Below are 16,285 nucleotides of genomic sequence, written 5' to 3'. Positions count from 1 at the left end.
TGGTATAACGCGAATTACAAACGGCTCAGACGAGAACGATAGATGAACAAAGGAGAAGAGGATATGACAGAGAAAGAGTTTTTAAAAGCAGGTAAGCTGATCAAGCAGCACAACATGGATATATCGCAGATAACAAAGTGCGTGAATTTATTCCTGGAAGAATCACATGTGTGCGAACAGGAGATGGTGAACTATTTGGCTAGAACGGTGGAAATGCCGATAGAAGTGGAACAAGCATTCAAGGGTGCATTTCTGACATGCGAAAAAATCACTGTACGTGATTACAGTGATGTATATGCGCTGCTGAGAAAATATGATGCAGGAGATAAAGGGTTGTTACTTTATCTGGATACTGGCGCAATGATGCCGGCTGACGATATGATCAATTACCTATCATCTGCAGGCTATGAGCTGATTATAAGACCTAAAAGGACGAAGGTAGCAGCTGGTCAGTTATCAGCGAGAGATTGCGGGGTGGAGCTATGAGACTTTCCAGCGATTTTTTTAACGCCAAGTATGCTATGGAGTATAACCGTGTAATGGCTGTAGCGGCCGCAGAAGTTATCGTCATTCACAGCACAGATCAAGCTGGAATGGGATTTATATGCAAATACAGAGCAACAGGACTATCGGGAGATATGGATTTCACGGTTTCAAAACGTGATTACCTAACAATCGCCAAGCTCGGTGAATTCGATTTAACAGTAAAAAGTAAGAAGATAACTGTTAAGTCAAGTAAAGCAAAATTCGTTTTGACAGATATGGTGGATATACATGTGGAAGAACCAGAAACAGGAGATATGGAGAGCTTATCAATCACACCTGCAGAAATAACAGATGGGAAAGAATTTATCGGATACGACAAAACAAAAGTGCAGATGAATGGTGTCACAGTATTTCCAGAAGGCATCATTGCCGCAGACGGAGCGTCATTTTATATAAAATACAAAAGATCAGGTTTGAAAGGTAAAATCAATATTCCGAAAGAAAGTTTACAGTATCTGGAAGAAGATGCAGTAGCTGCTACGGACGGAAGAGTGGCGGTGTTTGCAAATGGAAATCGGATGTTTTACACGTCTTTGATAGCAACCGCTCTATACGATCCGACGAAAGACAAACATAAAGAGCCGCTAGTAACGTTAAAGCTGAATATATCAGAGCTACTTGCCGCAATCGACATGGTAAAGGGATATACAAAAGCGGTGAAGCTGCAGATGAAAGATGGCGTCCTGCATGTTAAAAGCTCACCAAAACCGGGAGAAGAAGATCATGAAATAGATATTGTGGTGGAAGTGCAGGAGTATCACGGGAAGGCGCTGTGTATGCGTATGGATGCAGACAGACTGAAAAAAGCGATTCGCGGAACTGAAAGTGGAATCATTGGGTTTACAAAAACGAACGTAGTGACACATGACGAAAAAGAAGATGTGTATAAGATTGCGATGTTATATGCAAGTAAAGATACGGAGGTAGTGGCATGAGTTTAATGGATATGTTAAAGGTGGAAGAACCGGAAGTAAAGGAAAAGAAAGCAGTTAAACCGAAGCTGAAAAAGGAAGTTACTGAGAAAACGCAGCAACCCGCAGAAGGGAAAGCCGAGCAACCGAAAGCCAAAGGGACGGAGAAGGAAGCATCCGGAAAGAAATATACGTTCCCGTTCATCCTTTGGATGGACCGTCAGCAGCAGGATGTATCACACATTTTTGAGGTAGGAAAAGAATACAGTGAAAGCGAAATTTCAAACCTTATGCTGGAGCATGGGGATTATGATTTCGGTGGAAAAGTTAATTATGATTATCTTCCGGACAAGAACGTTCTGGCTGTCTCCTTCCAGAAACATTCGAAAGGTTGATCATGAACTATGTATTTGTTGTCGTGGGAGTTGGTGGGACCGGCTCCCTTGTGGCGAGGGACCTGCCGAAAATTATTATGGATTCCGGAAGCAAGATGGTAGTCATAGATGGCGACGTGGTTGAGGAGAAAAACATGAAGCGTCAGGCATACCAGAGCCACGATATAGGCGATAACAAAGCGATAGCATTATCACGGAAGATAAATACCTTTTACGGAGACATATGCGAAGCAATTGACGGATATGTTACAAAGAACGAGATTGTTGAATTGCTGAAATCAAAATATAAAGGATGCCCGCCGGTCCTGATCGGATGTGTGGATAACGATAATACGAGAGTATTGTTGGAACAGACGTTCCAGCAGCTTCCTGAATGTGTATATATAGACTCGGCGAACAGTGAATATGATGGAAATGTCTATGTTGCTTTAAAATATCACACCGGCAAAACAGAAGGAAAGTTGCGTAGCCAGACATACCAGCTGAAAGATGATGTACATCCGACAGAAAAAAACTGTGAGGAACAGACAGCTGCCGGAAACATGCAGTATATGATCACGAATCTGAAAATGGCTACCGCTGTACTGGAGCATATTTATCTATTGGGGCAGGGAAAAGTGAAACGAGGTGTTACCGTTGTACGAAGATTTGAGGAAGTACATACAGATCCAGAAGCAGGAGCTTAAACATGGATCATATGGATGGACGATTAAAGAAATGTGTGAGTACTGCAAAGATGAAGAACTGGTAAATGAGTTGCTGCAAGGATTCAAAAACATAGAATATTTGGGTTATTGCCAGGACGATATGAATATGTTTAGCGGTATGTTGGACGATATTCATATTTCGGATGCACTCGGGACAGAAGACAGCATAATGCTGAAAATTATGATTGGCTGCCTTACAGATGAATTCATTCTGGAAACCGATAATAGTGGATACCTTACACAGTTCGCAAGATATACACGGCTAGGGCGGCAGCTGTATGGACGTAAACAAAATATTTTAACCGAATACACAGAAAAAAACTGGCCAGATTTTTCGGAATTATGGGCATATATGCCGGATGGATATCGGAAAATGACAGATGCGGAAGTGATAGAAAAATGGAATTCAGAGGAATTCTGGTCTGATTTTGATGAAATAAATGCACGTACTGGAATTTTGATAGTAGACGAAAACATGCGTAATATAGACGAATTAGAAGTACTGATCGAAAGGTTTGCATTTGAAGAGATCGTACCTGGAATGTATTTCAGCGGAGTAAAATATTGGGCAGAGAGTTATGCAGATATAGAGGTTTACAACAGCATCGAAGAAGAATTCCGGATGGATTTTCTGAATATGTTGCAAGCTCAGAAAAAAGTACGCACATTAGAGCCTGATCTGTTTATAGGAATGAATCAAGACGGCACAAAAAATATCGCAACAAAGCTTCGCGAAAATATGAATGTATGTGATACACGAAGAGAGGTACTGCTGTAATGGAAGAAATGATTATAAGATTAACTGACCGTAGCAATGATGCTGAAATACTGGTGCATGACTGCGTAAAAGACAAGGATATTTTTAAAGCAGTTAGTATAAAGGATCTTGTTTGCAAAATGAAAAAGACGTTTCCTGAAGCTACAGATATCGATAATTACAAAGAAGATATGATAACGATAGACGAAGACGTCATTGCTGTGTCACCGAAGTGTATCGTTGTCAAACAGCCAGAGCATAAAGAAATTGTAATGTATGCAGGAAAAGCGTTTGAAATAAATTATCCGAATTCTATCTATGCAATAAAGCATAGTGAACAGAAGGTGAAGGATATCGTGGCATATTGTTATAAAAAGTTAGAAGGCATGCAGACGCAGTTATACCGGCATGCAATGCCAAATATGTTTTATGACGATAAAATCTGTATGGGAACCGCAGATAGAAAAATCGAACCAAAGAATTATAAAGTGGCGTTGAATCGCATACTGTACACACAGTTTACACATGCGAAACCGGATAATATAAAAGGATTCGAAGGAACATCAGATTACTTCCGATATCTGCAGGAACATGAGTTTCCGTATGACAGATTATATAATGCTAATAAAACATTAAAACAAATGGTGAAGGAATTATGAACTATCTTGAATTTATTCGAAGTAAGATCGAGCAGGCGCCGGTTTCCGGATTTGATATAGATACCGGAGAGCTGCATCATGTCTTGCTGCCGCATCAGAGGGATATCGTTAAATGGCTGGTAAAAGGTGGTCGGCGGGCGTTGTTTGCGTCATTTGGGCTTGGCAAAACGATAATGGAGTTGGAGTATTGCAGGATCATAACGCAACACGAGCATGGAAAAGCATTGCTCATTATGCCACTGGGCGTAAAACAGGAATTTGTACATGATGCAGTGCAGCTGCTCGATATGAACAGACCAACATACGTTACCTGCATGCAGGATATCAGGGTCTGCGATAACGATATCATGATCACGAATTATGAGCGTGTCAGGGATGGAGATATAGACCCATCATATTTCGTGGCAGTGTCACTGGATGAAGCTTCTGTACTACGTTCATTCGGATCAAAGGTATATCAGACGTTTATCGACAAATTCAAGGGTGTGAAATACAAGATTGTCGCAACAGCAACACCATCGCCAAACAGGTACAAAGAGTTGATACATTACGCCGGCTTTTTGGAGATTATGGATACCGGACAGGCTCTTACACGATTCTTCAAACGTGACAGCACGAAAGCAAATAATCTGACACTGCTACCAGCTCAGGAGGATGAGTTCTGGATGTGGATGTCTAGCTGGGCAATATTTGTCACAAAGCCGTCGGACATTGATCCGCAGTACAGCGATGCCGGTTACGACCTGCCGGGAATGGATATCCGGTGGCATAAACTGAAAATAGAGCATGGCGATATTGTCGGGAAAAATGGCGAATATCAGCTATATCAGGATGCTGCTGGATCTCTGCAGGATGCGGCGCAATTAAAACGCGAGAGCCTGCAGCAGCGCATCGCCAAAGCTAAAATGATTATAGATGCGGATCCGAATGCTAACTTTGTAATATGGCATGACCTGGAAGATGAACGAAAGACTTTAAAAAAAGCCGTCCCGGAAACAGTGGATATCTACGGATCAATGGACATCGACACCAGAGAGGAACGGATCATTGACTTCTCAGAAGGTCGAACAAGAGTATTCACAACAAAGAAATCTATGTCCGGATCCGGATGTAATTTCCAGAAGCACTGTCACCGTGCTGTATTTCTGGGGATAGATTACAAGTTCAATGATTTTATACAAGCAATACACCGTATCTATCGGTTCTTACAGAAAGAACAGGTGATTATCGATGTCATATACACGGAAGATGAAGAAAACATAAAAACAGCCCTGCTGGAGAAGTGGAAGAACCACGACCACCTTGTAGATAAGATGGTGGAGATAGTACATAAATACGGTTTAAGTGAAGCAAACAAAGAAGCATTTATGAAAAGGAAAGTGTGGGATGAAACAGTGAAGATAGAAGAGAAGCTGTACACGGCTGTTAATGACGATTGTGTACAGGAAACAAAAAGAATGGATGAAAACAGCATTGACCTGATCCACACGTCGATTCCGTTTTCAAATCATTATGAATACACGCCGACATATAACGATTTTGGGCATAATGAAACGACAGCAGAATTCTTCCGGCAGATGGACTTTCTGACGCCGGAGCTGCTGCGCATCTTAAAGCCTGGCCGTGTTGCGGCAATACATGTAAAGGACAGGGTACTGTTTGGCAATGCGACTGGCACCGGCATGCCAACAATAGAGCCGTTTCACGCCTTATGCATTGAGCATTATACAAAACACGGATTTCAGTATTTCGGCATGATCACCATTGTAACGGATGTCGTGCGGGAAAATAATCAGACGTACCGGTTGGGATGGTCGGAGCAGTGCAAGGATGGTAGCAAGATGGGAGTAGGGTGTCCAGAGTACGTATTACTATTTCGAAAGCTTCCGACGGACAGAAGCAATGCATACGCGGATGAGCCAGTCGTAAAAAGCAAGGAAGAGTATGGCCGGGCACAGTGGCAGATCGACGCGCATGGCTACTGGCGCAGCTCCGGAGATAGACTGCTGACAAAAAAAGAGATCCTGCAGATGGATATAAAAGACCTGCAAAAGGCATACCGCAAATACTCACGAAGTAGTGTATATGATTACCATGAGCATTGTGAGATAGCGCAGCAGCTGGATGTACAGGACAAACTGCCGGCATCTTTCATGGTCGTTGCACCAGGCAGCTGGACAGATGAGGTGTGGGACGATATCAATCGTATGCGGACGCTCAACACAGAGCAGAGCCGGCGGCAGGTCCAGATGCATGTATGCCCTTTACAGTTGGATATTGTAGAGCGGATCATAAACCGCTACAGCAATACAGGTGATACTGTGCTTGATCCATTTGCCGGCTTGTTTACAGTACCAATGATGGCCATCAAGATGGACCGAAAAGGATATGGTATCGAGCTGTCACAGGACTACTTTCGTGATGGAGTAGGTTACTGTAAGGATGCACAGGATCAGAGAGACATGCCGAGCTTGTTTGATTTTACAAAGGAGGAAAACAGAAGTGGATGAAAAAGAAAAGAATATTGTCATAAAAGCTATGGATGCATGCGCAGAGCTAGATAGCATGATAGGGCAGCCGTGCTCCGCAAAAGACTTGTATAAGCTTGTAGACGATATCAAACCGGCATTAGATCGTATGATGCCTAAAATGATATGTGTTGATACGTTGAAAAGAGATGTTAAAATAGGCTGCGCAATATTTAAAAAAGGAACTACTGTAATCGCAAAATGCCCGACCTGCGGAATTTGGGTGAAAAAGTCAGACAAATATTGTGGGGAGTGCGGGCAGGCTTTGGCACCGGATGAGCGTGGAAAGTTTTTATCCTGGGTAAATGCCAGAGAATGGGGGAAGATATACGACCCAATGCTTGAAAAAGAAGTCATGACCTACTGTTCGCAAGGCGCTCCGGCATTTGACAGCTATACAGCGCCGTTTATGAATGATGATGGAGATATCATATATCATCGCTTCGATCACGATGCAGGAGGGTGGACGAACATAACCTATTATCTAATGGAAGGTGAAGAATACCGCTATCTTAGACTAATTGGCAAAGAGCCGGAGTTTAGATTATAGGTAGAAGAGATATGGGGAAAACAAGCTACAGGGACCGCCAGCAGACGCGCCATATCAAATACAAGACCAAAGGAAAAAAGCAAACACTGCCGATCAAGGATGAGAAAGAGCTGCACAGGATATCAAAATATCTATTGGTAAAGCGTGATCGTGCAAAGCAGAAAGGGCAGCTGAGACGATATGAAACATATTATCGCAATTATATGCTGTTCATGGTCGCAATAAACGTGGGCTTTAGGACCGAAGACCTGCTGCAGCTGGAAGTGGGTGACATCATCGGTGGCCATATGCACATTAAAGAAAACAAGACGGGGAAACAACAGATATTCCCGCTGAATAAAAAATTTGTGCAGGACGTCCAGAAATACGCTGACACGCTTGGCCTGACGGAACATGAATATCTGTTCCCGTCGCAAAGAAAGGACGGTGTGATACGAGCAATCAGCCGCCAGCAGGCCGACCGCATCATGGATGATATAAAAAAAGAATGCAACATACCGTATAACTTCGCGATGCACAGCCTGCGTAAAACGTTTGGATACATGTACTATAAAAATGGTGGTAAGCTGCTGACACTGCAAAAAATGTATAACCATAGTGATTCTTCGACGACGCTGTTATACATCATGTGGGATGCAAATGATGTCCAAAAGACACGCCAGTCTATTTATATAGGAGGATAAAGAATGCCAAAAGAAGATGAATGGATATCGGTAAAAGAGATGATGCCGATCTTTGCAGGATATGCAGTATTAGCAACGTTAGAAAACGTATATGGACAGCGGAAAGTAGAAAAGATATTTACAGGATATGGATATGGTAAGCAATGGCATTGCAATAATAAATGTATCGACAGGGAAAATTAGAAAGTAATCGCATGGCAGGAGCTGCCGGAAACGTACAAAGGAGAGTAGAAAAGATGCTGAAAAAGCTTAGATCATGGATAACACAGAAAGGGAACAGGCTATGAATGAATATCAAGAGTTATATGAAGGTATCGAACTGATGTGCCTATGCACAGATACATACGAAGATGCGGAAGAATATCTGAAACCATTAAGAGAGTTAATTGAACATTACATAGTGTTGGAAGATGCATTCACAAGAGCATGCGAACATATCAAATATGAGAATGCAGAAGGAAAGATGGACGATACATCTGCATGTCCAAAATCCATATATGCCTTCACACCAAACCGCTGCAGGAAAGATAAATGCAGGATGTCAAACGAGAAGTGCTGGAAAGAGTGGTTTTTATACCTGGCAAAGCAGAAAAATCGGAAATGAAAAAGTTTGCACATATTTTTTGATAAAGGGCACCGTGAAATGAGCGTAAAGCCTTTATACATCAGCTATTACACACATCATGAGACATCCAAAAATACGTTACAGTTTTATAGTGTATGTAACATATTTAAAGAGGAGGAAACAAGGAAAATGACACTGGAAGAAGCAATGGAAATCATGCAAAACATCATCGTTGAGAAAACAACCTATCTCAATACACTGGAATACGAAGCCCAGCGGATGAAGGAAACGGATCTGCACGCTGCATCGATCGAAACAGAATTAAGAAAGACCAGAGGAGAGATTGTGGCAATGAAGGTTGTCAATGGAAGGCTGCAGGTATACAGGAATATTGCACAACAGGAGGGAATAAGACGATGAATTATGATGAGTTTAGAGATACCCATGATATGGAATTCCATGGAAAGGTATATGATATAGTGCTTAATGTATGCCAATACAGAGACAAGGAAACCAAAACAAGTTGTATCAAAGCAGAAGTGTATGATGAAGAGAGCGAAGGATTGAGAACAATATATGGATCATGCACCGAATTTAAATTTAAAAGGAAAGGATCAATAGAAAAACCAATAAAACAAACATGTGGAAGTTGTCTTAATTTTAAGAGTGGTAGATGCATAACAACTGGAATGTATGCATGGAAAGATGATGTATGTTGTGATGACTACGTGAGCTGCACATGATAGATGTAATAACGCCGGAGGATGCTGTGGAGGAAGTATATAGGATGTCGGATCCAGTAGTGTGTGTACGCATACCGTTTGATGACTTGGTGTTAGTCACACGGGAATCAGGACATGTGGAATCTTATAATGCGCTGCAGCTGACAAGAGAATGGTTACAAACACCAGAAAATGTATTTATCCGGCAGTATGGTTTCAAGTGGATACCGTCGGAATCTTTGATTAGAAAGGTAAGAGAAATATATGAGCAAAGCGACCACAAGAAGTAAGCGATTTAAGAAGGTGGAGAAGATATTGTTCTTACACCCAAAATGTACACAGACAAGCTACAAGAAACTGGATGAAGCAATAGAGAGCATAAAGGGTGATAAATATTATCCTATAATCGATTTACATTATTTTAAGCAAATGACATTTGAAGAAGTTATTGCAGCAACGGGATTCGCAAAACAGACGGTGTATAAGCATAGAGATAGACTGATATGCAGGATAATAGATACCTTATATGCTGACGAAGTAATGAAGGAAATCATGGAAGCGAAAGAAGATGTGTAAATATTTCACATCTTTTTTTGATGCCGGAATATAAAAGATAGACAAAATACAGTACAAAACATAGACAAAAGCACAGACAAAATGAAGACCAAAGCAAAGACAATTTGTTGGATTGCCAAGAATCATTCTGATCCCTATAATTTCGCTTATGAAGGAGTGGTAGGATGTTTGATTATTACCACAGGAAGTGGAAAAAGAAGCAGAAGCATATCCTGCGTCTGGATAAGTATAGGGACCGGGTAGCTGCAATGTATGGCCGTGCAGAAGAAGCAACGACCGTGCACCATATCTATCCGGCAGAAACGTATCCGGAATACGCATGGTGTGACTGGAATCTGATTAGCGTGAGCCAAGGAAGCCATAACAAGTTAGAGAACAGAAAGACCGGAGAGCTGACAGCACTGGGAAGGCAACTGATGGATATAACGATACCTGGAAGGGATTGGAGGAACAAGGCATGAAGCCTGAGCCAAGGAAAGAATATGAAGACATGCTGAAAGCATTTCATAAAGCAAAAGAAACGATTACACCGGAGTCATTGACGATACAGGGATACTGCGAGCCACAGGAGGATCGTGAGCTGCTCATAATCGTGGACAGACTGGCAGACGGCATCGACACGCTGACAAGAAGACTGCTGGCTGACGGATCTACAGAAACGATCATCTGCATGAAAGACGGATCTGAAAAGAACATTGCTGCTATACGGAATGAATCCCCCCCAGCTGCAGAATCTGAGAAAACATAATTCTCTACTGGGTAGGGTAACTTCTTCCAACTCTAATGATTTTTAGAAAAAAGGGGGTGAGCACATGCTGAGCGATAAAAAGATCACCATCCGGACCAACAAGATCAGAAATGAAACGATCGAAAAAATGCGAAGTTTAGGCGTTTATCGGGAGGAATTTAACATCCCGATACAACGGTATGCAGATATGCGCATGCAATATGATATCTTATGCGGAACATGGCGGGAAACAGGCTGCAAAGTGACCGAAAAGTACACCAACAAAGCAGGTGCCACCAACATACGGAAAGCACCGCTGTACCTATCTATGGAAAATCTGCGCCGCGAACTCATTGAGATGGAGAATCTTTTCGGTCTGACACCAAAAGGATTTAAGGCGATCAAAGCGAAAGGACTGGACCAGGGCAAGAAGAGCGTCCTGGGTGAAGCGTTGGAACGGCTTGAACGAAAATCTTAAGGAAGTCATGGACTATGCGAACGGGGTCTGTGATGGCTCCATCGTAGCGAACGAATATCGAATCAAGGCGTGTCAGCGATTTCTTGACGATCTGCAGGATGAACGATGGGACTTTATAACAAGCGATGCGGAATTTGTGATCGGTATCATCGAGCTGACGATATGTCATGAGAAAGGGCAGCTGCTAGATGGCACAGAGCTTCGTGGTACTCCTTTCTTCCTGATGCCATTTCACAAATTCATCGTTTATAATCTCGTAGGCTTCAAGATGGCAGGAACGAAGATCAATCGGTTTACCGAGTGCCTGATCTTCATTCCACGAAAAAATGTTAAGACGACATTCGCCGGTGCGTTAGCGTACGCGCTAGGTTTGTTATGGCGGAGATCAGGGTCAAGCATCTATATCGTGGCAGCGGATTCGAAGCAGGCCATGCAAACATTCAATTTTTTAGAATATAACATCAAAAGGATGAAAGAGGATGCCAAGGATCATGGAGGAGCATTCCATATCATAGACAACAACAACGAGCATTCCATCGAAGCAGCGATCGGGACCGGGTTTTTCCGTTTGGATGCACTGGCCGCAAATCCGGATGCGCAGGATTCCTTCAACTGTAACTTGGCCATTGCAGATGAGATCCACGCTTTCAAAAAACCAAAGCAATATAACTTATTCAAAGAAGCAATGAAGGCGTACAGCAATAAACTTATGATCGGTATATCGACAGCCGGTGATGATCCGAACAGCTTTCTTGCGCAAAAGGTAACCTACTGTAAAAAGATACTGGACAAAGAAGTTGAAAATGACCGCTATTTCATATTTATTTGCGAAGCTGATTACTCCGTAGATGAAAACGGTGCAAAGTTTCTGGATTTTACGAATCCGCGGATCCAGGAAATGGCAAATCCCGCATATGGGCAATCGATCCGACCAGATGAACTGATGGAAGGAGCCATGGAAGCACTCAATGATCCGCAGCAGCGAAAAGATTATTTTGCGAAGTCGCTGAATGTCTTCACGGATGCAATCGACACATATTTCGACATGATGCAGGTGACTTCATCCGATGAAAAATACAACTGGACATTGGAGGAGCTGGCAAAGCTGCCGATCAAATGGTATGGAGGTGCCGATCTATCGAAGATGCATGACCTTACAGGGGCAACGATATACGGGACCTACAAGGATGTAGACATCACGATATCGCATGCATTCATACCACGGGCGATCGCTCATAAAAAAGCGGACGACGACAACATACCGGTATTCTGGTGGGAGGAACAGGGGTGGCTCACGATGTGCAATGGCGCAGTGGTAGAGTACGAGGATGTCGTGAAGTGGTTCATCCACATGAAAAAAATGGGCTTCAAGCTGAAATGGACAGGATACGACCGGAAATATGCGCGTGAATTTGTCATGAAGATGAAGAAAGCAGGCTTCAAGATGCGCGACCAGTCGCAGAGACCATTTGAAAAGACAGAAGCCTTCCGTGAGATCGAGCGAAAGGTAATCAAACAACAATTCTATTATCTACACAACAAAGCGTTTGAATATTGTATCAGCAATGTAAAAGCCATCGAAGACAGTGACGAATTTGTCCGCTTTCAGAAAGTCATGCCGACACAGCGTATCGACCTGTTCGACGCGACCGTCATTGCGTGCAAACAAAAGCTGATCGCAAACGAAAAATCAGCGAATGCAGCGGCATTCCTGGAATAGGAGGGAATCAATGAGCGAACAGAGAAATAAAGGAAAGGTGAGAGCGGACCCAAGGCAGAAAAGAAGCGAAGAGCGTACATCCACATATCTGTGTGATATCAGTACTTACGATATGCTTTGCAGCAGCGGCTATGCATCGCTGGCAAAAAATCCGGAGATCATATCGGCAGTCAATAAGATCGCGAATCTGATCGGCAGCATGTCTATCCATTTGATGCAGAATACACAGGATAAAGGAGATATACGGATCCGGAACGGATTATCGCGCAAGATCGACATCGAACCGAATCGCTACATGACGCGTTCGACCTTCATCCAGACGATCGTGCGTGCGCTATTGCTGGAGGGTGACGGTAATGCTGTAGTGCTTCCAAAAACAAAAGATGGACTGCTGGACGATCTATTGCCGATACCACCAAGTCAGACCACCTTCCTGCCGGACGGCTATGGATATAAGATTATGATCTACGGACAGACCTATGAGCCATGGGACCTCATCCATATCGCAATGAACCCGGATCCGGAAGTGCCATGGAAGGGCGAGGGGTATCGTAAAAGCTTAAAGCAGGTCGCAGAGACACTCCTGCAGGCGAGTATCACGAAGAAAGGATTCATGGAATCAAAATGGAAGCCTTCTATCATCGTGAAGGTGGACGCGGATACAGAGGAGCTGAGCAGTAAAGAAGGACGTTCTCAGCTGCTGAAAAAATATGTGACCAGCACCGAAGCCGGGGAACCGTGGCTGCTTCCCGCAGATTCGTTTGAAGTAGAAACTGTTAAACCATTGAGTCTAAAAGACCTGGCGATACAGGAAAATGTGGAGCTGGATAAAAAAACGGTGGCGGCCATCTTGGACGTACCGCCGTTCGTTCTGGGAATCGGAGAATTCAAAGCGGATGCCTGGAACAATTTTATCAATACAAGGATAAAAACGATCTGTCAATGTATCGAACAGGCTTTCACAAAAGCTGTTCTGATTGATCCAACATTATATTTTCGATTCAATGCACGTTCTCTGCATTCGTATGATATCGACACGTTAGCTAATGTTGGCGCAAATCTCTATACCAGAGGGATCATGGAAGGAAACGAGGTACGAGATTGGATCGACATGCCACATAAGGATGGTCTGGATGAATTAGTGATTCTGGAAAACTACATACCAGCAGGTATGATCGGTGACCAGAAGAAGTTGAAAAAGAAAGAAGGTGAAGAAGGTGGATAGAGGAAAGCGGCAGCTGCGAAGCGCACAGGCAAAATTTGAAACGCGCGAACAGGACAACGACCTATATATCAGTGGTTATTTTGCTGTATTTAATAGTAATTATGAAATATGGAAAGGGATGTCAGAAAGCATCGACCCTCATGCATTCGACGATCAGCTGAATGAAGATATCCGTGCTTTGATCGACCACAAGACGCGCCTGGTCATTGGGCGTACGAAAGCAGGGACGCTGCAGCTGCGAGTCGATGATACCGGTCTATGGGGAGATGTAAAGATCAATCGTAATGATGTCGATGCTATGAACGTATACGAACGGGTAAAACGTGGTGACGTCGATCAGTGTTCTATCGGATTTGAGATCGTCGACGAAGATGTATCAAGTATCGATAATAAAACACATTGGACGATCAAAAAAGTGAAGCTGTATGAAGTGTCGATCGTTACATTCCCAGCATATGAAGAAACCTGCGTAAGCGCAAGGAAGCGGCAGCTGGAGGATATGACAAAACGCAGCTTCGAAGCTTGGAAAATGAATACGATTAAAAAATTGAAAGGAGAATCGTGATGGCATTAAAAGTATTGTTGATGAGAAATAAGGCAGCAATGAAGAAAAAGCTGCTGGAAGAATTGAGAAGTAAGGATGAAGGTTTCCGGACACGGGAACAGGAGCTGGAAGCGTCCATCGCAGAAATGGATGAAAGCACACCGGAAGCAGACCGTAAGGTCGTAGAGGATGCTGTAGAAGACCTGACAAAGGAAAAGGATGCTCATGAAGCCGAAAAGAAAAAGTTGGAGGATGAGATCGAAGAGCTGGAAAACAAAATCAAGGAGCAGGAAAGTACACCGCCGGAGCCGCAGGCAGGCGATGATCAGGGAGCAAGTCAGAACAGCAGAAGCAAGAGAGGAAAGGATAGAGATATGGAAACAAGAACAGAATTTTTCGGACGTACCATGCAGGAAAGAAGCGCGATCTTCGCAAATGAGGAGGTAAAGGACTTCATGCAGCAGGTACGCTCCTGCATCAAAGAGAAAAGAGCAATCGGCAATGCAGGATTGATCATCCCACAAAACTTCCTGCCGATGATCAAAGAGGTGACCGAAGCAAATTCCAAGCTGCTGAAGTATACTAACAAGAGCGATATCACTGGTACGGCACGTATCACGATCATGGGGAGCGTTCCGGAAGCGGTATGGACTGAGCAGTGCGGAAAGCTGAATGAGTTGGAGTTAGGTTTCAACGATGTGGAAATGGACGGATTCAAGGTAGCCGGCTTTTTCAAGGTCTGCAATGCGCTGTTAGAAGATAATGACGTAAACCTGGCGCAGGAGCTGATCAATGCATTAGGTATCGCGATCGCAAAGGCTAAGGATAAGGCTATCGTATATGGAACAGGCGTCAAGATGCCGATGGGGATTGTCACCCGTCTGGCGCAGACCGTAAAACCAAGCGACCACAACGACACAGAGCGGGAATGGAAAGACCTTCACGAATCCAATATCAAAACGATCACCGGAAAGACAGGAAAAGAATTGTTCAAAGAGATCGTGCGCTGCCTGAAAATGATCTTTACCGATTATGATTCAGGAAATCTGGTATGGATGATGAATCGACAGACAAAGCTCGATCTTGTCGTGGAAGCGATGGATACGAATATGAATGCGACGATCGTCAGCGGTATGAATGATACGATGCCGGTTGTTGGCGGAAAGGTAGAAGAACTTAAGTTCATGGCCGATGGAGATATTGCATTCGGCTATATGACGAATTACAAGGCTGTACAGCGCAAAGGTCTGCAGCTGGGACAGTCTGAACATGTACGTTTCCTGGAAGATCAAACCGTATTCAAAGGTACGGAGCGATTTGATGGAAAGCCGGTCATCGCGGAAGCATTCGGACTGATCAATATCAGCGGAAAGACACCAACGACATCTATTGTATTTGCGCCGGACAAAGCAAACGAAGAGGATGTGCAGCTGGCAAGCTTAAAGATCGGCAGCAATAAACTGTTCCCTGTATTCAGTGCAGGAACCTATGAATACATGGTAAACACATCCAATGCCAGCAGCAAGATCGAAGCGGTTGCGAAACGTGCAGGAGCTACCATCACGATCAAGAATAAAGAAACACCTGTGAACAATGGTGAAACCGCATCCTTCACAGATGGAGAAAACACGCTGAGCATCACCGTCAGCTTCGCTGGTGTGGAAAAAGAATATATCGTAACAGTGAACAAGAGTGCAGCTGCATAAAGGCGGTAAAAGCAGATGGATGAAGAATTGCTGCTAACGGTCCTAAAGCAGGACCTGAAGACGCCACCATCTGAGGAACCATACCTGCGCACCTTGTTGAAGAATGCGGAAGCGCTCATGAAGCGGATGGGGATACAGGACGACGGATCGATGGACTATCAATATACCATCGAACATTATGCGGCGTTCCTGTACCGCAAACGCGCATCATCTGAAATGATCATGCCGCGCTTCCTACGCTATGAGCTGAACAATCTGCTATTTTCTCAGAAAGCGAGGGAATGAA

General features: G+C 43.6%; 23 protein-coding genes. All 23 read left to right on the top strand.

What is annotated here, in order from left to right:
• Nucleotides 1-42 precede the first annotated feature (42 nt).
• The 23 genes from KSZ58_RS22540 (at nucleotide 43) to KSZ58_RS03745 (ending at nucleotide 16,284) form a co-directional block, all read left to right on the top strand.
• Nucleotides 43-486, top strand: coding sequence for a hypothetical protein (locus KSZ58_RS22540; protein ID WP_233104924.1), 444 nt, complete (start codon nucleotides 43-45; stop codon nucleotides 484-486).
• Complete coding sequence (locus KSZ58_RS03850; protein ID WP_022300045.1) at nucleotides 483-1,481, top strand: hypothetical protein; 999 nt, start codon at nucleotides 483-485, stop codon at nucleotides 1,479-1,481. Before KSZ58_RS22540 ends, KSZ58_RS03850 begins: the two co-directional genes overlap by 4 nt.
• On the top strand, nucleotides 1,478-1,852 hold the full coding sequence (locus tag KSZ58_RS03845) for a hypothetical protein (protein ID WP_022300044.1): 375 nt from the start codon (nucleotides 1,478-1,480) through the stop codon (nucleotides 1,850-1,852). Before KSZ58_RS03850 ends, KSZ58_RS03845 begins: the two co-directional genes overlap by 4 nt.
• A gap of 2 nt (nucleotides 1,853-1,854) precedes the next feature.
• Nucleotides 1,855-2,538: a ThiF family adenylyltransferase gene (locus KSZ58_RS03840; protein WP_022300043.1), complete on the top strand. Its 684-nt coding sequence runs from the start codon at nucleotides 1,855-1,857 to the stop codon at nucleotides 2,536-2,538.
• A complete protein-coding gene (locus tag KSZ58_RS03835; RefSeq protein ID WP_022300042.1) occupies nucleotides 2,489-3,337 on the top strand; it encodes a hypothetical protein in 849 nt (282 codons plus the stop codon). Before KSZ58_RS03840 ends, KSZ58_RS03835 begins: the two co-directional genes overlap by 50 nt.
• An 8-nt stretch (nucleotides 3,338-3,345) precedes the next feature.
• Nucleotides 3,346-3,975 carry a hypothetical protein gene (locus KSZ58_RS03830; RefSeq protein ID WP_217752616.1) on the top strand — a complete coding sequence of 210 codons (630 nt, stop codon included), beginning with the start codon at nucleotides 3,346-3,348 and terminating at the stop codon, nucleotides 3,973-3,975.
• Nucleotides 3,972-6,485, top strand: a complete 2,514-nt coding sequence (locus KSZ58_RS03825) for a DNA methyltransferase (RefSeq protein ID WP_022300040.1) — start codon at nucleotides 3,972-3,974, stop codon at nucleotides 6,483-6,485. The genes KSZ58_RS03830 and KSZ58_RS03825 overlap by 4 nt, the downstream gene beginning before the upstream one ends.
• Complete coding sequence (locus tag KSZ58_RS03820; protein ID WP_022300039.1) at nucleotides 6,478-7,053, top strand: hypothetical protein; 576 nt, start codon at nucleotides 6,478-6,480, stop codon at nucleotides 7,051-7,053. Before KSZ58_RS03825 ends, KSZ58_RS03820 begins: the two co-directional genes overlap by 8 nt.
• Before the next feature lie 11 nt (nucleotides 7,054-7,064).
• Entirely contained in the window at nucleotides 7,065-7,736 is a 672-nt protein-coding gene (locus KSZ58_RS03815) for a site-specific integrase (protein WP_022300038.1), read from the top strand.
• A gap of 3 nt (nucleotides 7,737-7,739) precedes the next feature.
• The gene (locus KSZ58_RS03810; protein ID WP_022300037.1) at nucleotides 7,740-7,919 is read left to right on the top strand and encodes a hypothetical protein; all 180 of its coding nucleotides are present in this window, start codon (nucleotides 7,740-7,742) and stop codon (nucleotides 7,917-7,919) included.
• Nucleotides 7,920-7,992: 73 nt separating this feature from the next.
• Nucleotides 7,993-8,340: a hypothetical protein gene (locus tag KSZ58_RS03805; RefSeq protein ID WP_224727213.1), complete on the top strand. Its 348-nt coding sequence runs from the start codon at nucleotides 7,993-7,995 to the stop codon at nucleotides 8,338-8,340.
• Between the two features lie 150 nt (nucleotides 8,341-8,490).
• Nucleotides 8,491-8,721 (top strand): hypothetical protein, encoded by a 231-nt coding sequence (locus KSZ58_RS03800; RefSeq protein ID WP_142419490.1) that lies wholly within the window; start codon nucleotides 8,491-8,493, stop codon nucleotides 8,719-8,721.
• On the top strand, nucleotides 8,718-9,044 hold the full coding sequence (locus tag KSZ58_RS22535) for a hypothetical protein (RefSeq protein ID WP_022300034.1): 327 nt from the start codon (nucleotides 8,718-8,720) through the stop codon (nucleotides 9,042-9,044). Before KSZ58_RS03800 ends, KSZ58_RS22535 begins: the two co-directional genes overlap by 4 nt.
• Nucleotides 9,041-9,313: a hypothetical protein gene (locus tag KSZ58_RS03790; protein WP_022300033.1), complete on the top strand. Its 273-nt coding sequence runs from the start codon at nucleotides 9,041-9,043 to the stop codon at nucleotides 9,311-9,313. Before KSZ58_RS22535 ends, KSZ58_RS03790 begins: the two co-directional genes overlap by 4 nt.
• On the top strand, nucleotides 9,288-9,599 hold the full coding sequence (locus tag KSZ58_RS03785; protein ID WP_009270443.1) for a hypothetical protein: 312 nt from the start codon (nucleotides 9,288-9,290) through the stop codon (nucleotides 9,597-9,599). The genes KSZ58_RS03790 and KSZ58_RS03785 overlap by 26 nt, the downstream gene beginning before the upstream one ends.
• Nucleotides 9,600-9,763: 164 nt before the next feature.
• Nucleotides 9,764-10,060 carry a hypothetical protein gene (locus KSZ58_RS03780; protein WP_022300032.1) on the top strand — a complete coding sequence of 99 codons (297 nt, stop codon included), beginning with the start codon at nucleotides 9,764-9,766 and terminating at the stop codon, nucleotides 10,058-10,060.
• Nucleotides 10,057-10,347, top strand: a complete 291-nt coding sequence (locus KSZ58_RS03775; protein ID WP_142419489.1) for a hypothetical protein — start codon at nucleotides 10,057-10,059, stop codon at nucleotides 10,345-10,347. The genes KSZ58_RS03780 and KSZ58_RS03775 overlap by 4 nt, the downstream gene beginning before the upstream one ends.
• Nucleotides 10,348-10,411: 64 nt before the next feature.
• Nucleotides 10,412-10,804, top strand: coding sequence for a P27 family phage terminase small subunit (locus KSZ58_RS03770; RefSeq protein ID WP_009270440.1), 393 nt, complete (start codon nucleotides 10,412-10,414; stop codon nucleotides 10,802-10,804).
• A complete protein-coding gene (locus KSZ58_RS03765; protein WP_224727211.1) occupies nucleotides 10,788-12,524 on the top strand; it encodes a terminase large subunit in 1,737 nt (578 codons plus the stop codon). Before KSZ58_RS03770 ends, KSZ58_RS03765 begins: the two co-directional genes overlap by 17 nt.
• 10 nt (nucleotides 12,525-12,534) lie before the next feature.
• Nucleotides 12,535-13,749, top strand: coding sequence for a phage portal protein (locus tag KSZ58_RS03760; RefSeq protein WP_022300029.1), 1,215 nt, complete (start codon nucleotides 12,535-12,537; stop codon nucleotides 13,747-13,749).
• Nucleotides 13,742-14,314: an HK97 family phage prohead protease gene (locus tag KSZ58_RS03755; protein ID WP_022300028.1), complete on the top strand. Its 573-nt coding sequence runs from the start codon at nucleotides 13,742-13,744 to the stop codon at nucleotides 14,312-14,314. The genes KSZ58_RS03760 and KSZ58_RS03755 overlap by 8 nt, the downstream gene beginning before the upstream one ends.
• A complete protein-coding gene (locus KSZ58_RS03750; RefSeq protein ID WP_022300027.1) occupies nucleotides 14,314-15,999 on the top strand; it encodes a phage major capsid protein in 1,686 nt (561 codons plus the stop codon). The genes KSZ58_RS03755 and KSZ58_RS03750 overlap by 1 nt, the downstream gene beginning before the upstream one ends.
• A 15-nt stretch (nucleotides 16,000-16,014) precedes the next feature.
• On the top strand, nucleotides 16,015-16,284 hold the full coding sequence (locus KSZ58_RS03745) for a hypothetical protein (protein ID WP_002607690.1): 270 nt from the start codon (nucleotides 16,015-16,017) through the stop codon (nucleotides 16,282-16,284).
• Nucleotide 16,285: the final 1 nt, after the last annotated feature.

Source organism: Erysipelatoclostridium sp. DFI.2.3 (assembly GCF_019132535.1).
Taxonomy (GTDB): domain Bacteria; phylum Bacillota_I; class Bacilli_A; order Erysipelotrichales; family Erysipelotrichaceae; genus Clostridium_AQ; species Clostridium_AQ innocuum.
This window is presented reverse-complemented; position numbering and strand designations above follow the sequence as displayed.